Source organism: Rhizobium sp. CF122, assembly GCF_000282035.1.
Lineage (GTDB): Bacteria > Pseudomonadota > Alphaproteobacteria > Rhizobiales > Rhizobiaceae > Rhizobium.
Genome location: NZ_AKKA01000104.1, coordinates 1 through 3,737, shown reverse-complemented (window position 1 = coordinate 3,737; position 3,737 = coordinate 1). Strand labels below are relative to the sequence as shown.

The following is a 3,737-nucleotide window of genomic DNA, read 5'->3' as shown; positions in this document are numbered from 1 at the left end:
CGCCGCTGCTGCCGCTGCCGTCCTGGCCGCTGCTGTCCTGGCCGCTGCTGCTGTCGTCGTTGTTATTGCTGTCGGCGGCAGGGGCGGCCAGCACGATGACGACATCGTCGCCGGCCCCGCCCAAGACCGCGTCGTCGCCCGCGCCACCGGTCAGCTGGTCGTTGCCGACCGCGCCTTCCAGGCGGTTGTCATAACCGTCGCCGCACAGCGTATCGTCATGGGCGCTACCGGTGACGTTCTCGATCTCGGCAAGGCTGTCAGTGCCGATGTCGGTGCCGGTGGCGGTGCCGGCCAAAAGATCGACGCTGACGGCAGACGTCGCCCCGCCGGCGTCATAGGTGTCGCTGCCCTCGCCGCCGACATAGGTGTCGTTGCCGTCGGAGACGGGGGCCGCGGTAGCCGCCGGCGTGCCGGCCACCGGCTCCTGGCGCAGGTCCTCGCTGATGAGCCCGACCCGGAAGGTGTCGTTACCGGCCCCGCCGAGCGCCACGTCCTTGCCAAGGCCGCCCGTCAACGCATCATGGCCGTCGCCGCCTTCCAGCAGGTCGTCGCCAGCCTCGCCGGCAAGCTCATCGTCGCCGTCATCCCCCATCAGGTGATCGTTGCCGGCACCGCCGAACAAACGGTCGTTGCCGGCCTCGCCGATCAGGCTGTCATTGCCCTCCTCGCCGAAGAGATCGTCATTGCCCTCGCCGCCGAACAGCACGTCGTTGCCGGTGCCGCCGAACAACCGGTCGTCGCCCGCCTCGCCATGGATCAGGTCGTTGCCGGCACCGCCGAAGACGGTGTCGTTGCCGGCGCCGGCAAACACCACGTCGCGGCCCTCGCGGGCATAGACGAAGTCGTCGCCGGCCTTGCCCGAGACGATGTCGTCGTCGGGCGTGCCGAGCATCCGGTCGTCGCCGTCCGTACCGGCAATCTCGTGCGGCGGCGCCTTCAGGAGCGACAGGCTCGACTGCGTGACGATGCTGCCCTTGCCGTCGCTCACCTGGTAGCTGAAGGTCACCGGGCCGCTGACGCCGCGGGTCGGCGTATAGAGCCAGACGCCGTCGCCATAGGCGGTGATCGCCCCGCTCGAGGCCGTCAGGTTGCGCACGCTGAGCGGATCGCCGTCCGGATCGTAGGTCTTAGCCAGCAGATCGTCGAGGAAGATCAGCATCGACAGGTTGACCATGCCGTTGGCCAGCACGTTGCGGCCGAGCGACACCGGCAGCCGGTTAGCGCGCGTCTCGTCATCGTCGTCGTCACCGCCACCGCCACCATGACCGCCCGGCGTCCCATCATGACCACCACCGCGACCGTCAAAGCGACCGCCGTCCCCGCCACCACGATCATGCCCGCGGCCACCGCCGCCGCCATCGCGCGCCCGGCCCGTCTCCGGAAAGTGGAAGCTCTCGCCATCGATACCGATGCGGCCTTCATTGTCGTTGGCGTTGAAGGCCCGCATCACCGTGTCGGCAAGGTTGGGATTGCGCGGCAGCGGCAGGTCCTCGAAGCTCAGCCGCACCGAGGCGACATGGCGCTTGCGCACCACACCGGAGGTGCTGGCCATCAGCTCGTCGGTCATGTCGCGCAGGAAGGCGGCGACATCATCGATCGCCGCCAGATTGGTGGCGACGGGACCGGGCGCCGGCTCGGACGGCTCCGGGCCGGCAGCCTTCTGGTCGTGCGGCGGCTCGGGCTTGTCCTTGCCGCTGCCGAGCACGGCGCCGAGCACCCCGAACAGCAAAGGCAGCGAGTAGAGCCGACGGTCGACGCCCTTGTCGGCGGCAAGCCGGAACCGGTTGGCCGGCGCAACGGCCGCCTGGCCGTCGTCCGGCAGTCCGAGGATCAGTCTTTCCTCCATGACGCTCTCCTATCCTTGCTCTTGTCCCTTGCCGGGCCGCTATTCGGCGGCGTTCGCAATCCGGTCGCGACCGGCAGCCGGCGGCGTCTTGCCGACGACCAGCGGGCGCACCTTGGTGGTGGGCTGGATGATCTCGTCCTTCGGCCCGAAGGCGGAAAGCCGGCCGTTCTGCACCAGCCCGACCATGTCGACGGCCGATAGCGCGCTCGGGCGATGGGCGACGATGACGACGATGCCGCCGCGCTCGCGCACCTTGGCGATCGCCTTGGTCAGCGCCTCCTCGCCCTCGGCGTCGAGGTTGGAGTTCGGCTCGTCGAGCACCACCAGGAAGGGATCGCCATAAAGCGCCCGCGCCAGCCCGATGCGCTGGCGCTGGCCGGCCGACAGCGCCGTGCCATGCGGCCCGAGCTCGGTCTGGTAGCCGTCGCGCAGGTGCACGATCAGCTCGTGGATGTCGGCGGCCTTGGCGGCACGGATGATCTTGCGCGCATCCGGCACCTCGGCAAAGCGCGAGATGTTCTCGGCGATCGTCCCCTCCATCAGCGCCACGTCCTGCGGCAGATAGCCGACATGCTCGCCGAAGAAGGCCTCGTTCCACTGGCTGAGGTCGGCGCCGTCGACCCTGACCGAGCCGCGCAGCACCGGCCAGATGCCGAGGATCGAGCGCGCCAGCGTCGTCTTGCCACCCCCCGACGGGCCGATCAGCCCGAGCGCCTGGCCGGCCTTCAGCGTGAAGCTCACTTCGCTCAAGAGCACCGCCCCGGTCGTCGGCGCCACCGTCGTGATGTTGTCGACCGTCAGGCTCTCATGCGGCGCCGGCAGCTCGACATAGTCGCTCTTGTCGTTCAGCACCGCCAGCGTCTCGTTCAGCCGCTGATGGCTGCGCCTGGCGCCGACCACGCCCTTCCACTGGGCGATCGCCAGATCGACCGGCGCCAGCGCGCGCGCCGTGACGATCGACGAGGCGATGATCGAGCCCGACGACAGCTCGCCGCGGATCGCCAGATACGCCCCCAGCCCGAGGATCGCCGACTGCAGCATCATGCGCAGCACCTTCGACAGGCCCGACAGCGTGCCGCCGACATCAGACGTCTTCGTCTGACAGTCGAGGTGGCGACGGTTGGCCTTCTCGAAGCGATCGACGGCCCGCCCGGTGATCCCCATCGCATGCATGATGTCGCTGTTGCGGGCATTCGAATCGGCCACCGAATTGCGTGCCACCGAGGCCTTGATCATCGACTGCGAATGGCGCCTGGTCAGCACCTCGGCGATAACAGTCAGCAGCGTCAGCACCACCGCGCCCCCGACCGTCAAAAGCCCCAGCATCGGATGCAGCAACCAGACGAAGACGAGGTAGATCGGCATCCATGGCAGGTCGAACAGCGCCACCGGACCCTGGCTCGACAGGAAGCCGCGCAGCGTGTCGACGTCGCGGCCGCGCTCCATCGCCTCCGAGGTCGAGTAGCCGTAGCGCGGCATCTCGATCACCACCTTGTGGGCGATCGGCGCCAACTCCGCATCCAGCCGCGCGCCGAGCCGGATCAGGATCTGCGAGCGGATGATGTCGAACATCCCCTGGAACAAATAGAGGCTGATCGCCAGGATCGACAGCGCCACCAGCGTCGAGATCGAGCCGCTGGTCAGCGCCCGGTCGTAGATCTGCAGCATGTAGAAGGCGCCCGTCAGCGCCAGGATGTTGATGATCCCCGACAGCCCGAACAGATAGACAAGGATGCCGCGCAATCCCGTGATCTTGTACTGCGGCTCGCTCTTCTTCTTTGTCATCGCACGTCCCCACATCGGCGCATCGAACCCAGGACATCACCCGTCGCCTGGACCCGGCGCATTGAACAGATAAGTCCCCGCCCGGGATCACCCGGTCGGGGAGGCG

Annotated in this window: 2 protein-coding genes; both read right to left on the bottom strand. The window is 68.3% G+C overall.

The window, feature by feature from the left end; genetic code table 11:
• On the bottom strand, positions 1-1,846 hold a 1,846-nt coding region (locus tag PMI09_RS29810), incomplete at its 3' end, for a cadherin-like domain-containing protein (protein WP_007801322.1).
• A 39-nt stretch (positions 1,847-1,885) separates the two neighbouring features.
• The gene (locus PMI09_RS25690; protein WP_007801320.1) at positions 1,886-3,631 is read right to left on the bottom strand and encodes a type I secretion system permease/ATPase; all 1,746 of its coding nucleotides are present in this window, start codon (positions 3,629-3,631) and stop codon (positions 1,886-1,888) included.
• Between the last annotated feature and the right edge of the window lie 106 nt (positions 3,632-3,737).

Coding starts and splice junctions, on each gene's coding strand:
- PMI09_RS25690 (WP_007801320.1), bottom strand. CDS start 3,631: ATGACAAAGAAGAAGAGCGAGCCGCAGTACAAGATCACGGGATTGCGC.